This is a genomic window from Acetobacter fabarum (assembly GCF_040702925.2).
GTDB classification, from domain to species: domain Bacteria; phylum Pseudomonadota; class Alphaproteobacteria; order Acetobacterales; family Acetobacteraceae; genus Acetobacter; species Acetobacter fabarum_B.
In genome coordinates, this window is sequence record NZ_JBFCXX020000106.1 from 1 (window position 1) to 254 (window position 254).

The window sequence follows — 254 nt, forward strand, 5'->3', positions numbered from 1 at the left end:
GGTCCTGACCGGTGCGCAGGTCGAGGAACACCGAGATCTGTGCCGCGCGCTGCCAGGAGCCACCCAGGCGCTCGACGTTCTTCAGCAGCAGCGACACGCCCATGGGCAGCGCCAGGGCGATGCCCATCACCAGGCAGGTGAGAAAGGTACCTATGGGCTGCTGCACCATGCGCCTGAGGCTGTCCCTCAGACCGGTGCGGTGGGCTTCGAGGTAGGCGGGCAGCGGGCTGCGCCAGTCGCTCTTGGGTTTCTTC

1 protein-coding gene is annotated in these 254 nt (G+C 67.3%); it reads right to left on the reverse strand.

Translation table 11 applies throughout. From position 1 onward, the window contains the following. Positions 1–254: hypothetical protein (locus AB2L51_RS15290; protein ID WP_400922709.1), on the reverse strand; the 254-nt coding region annotated here is incomplete at both ends.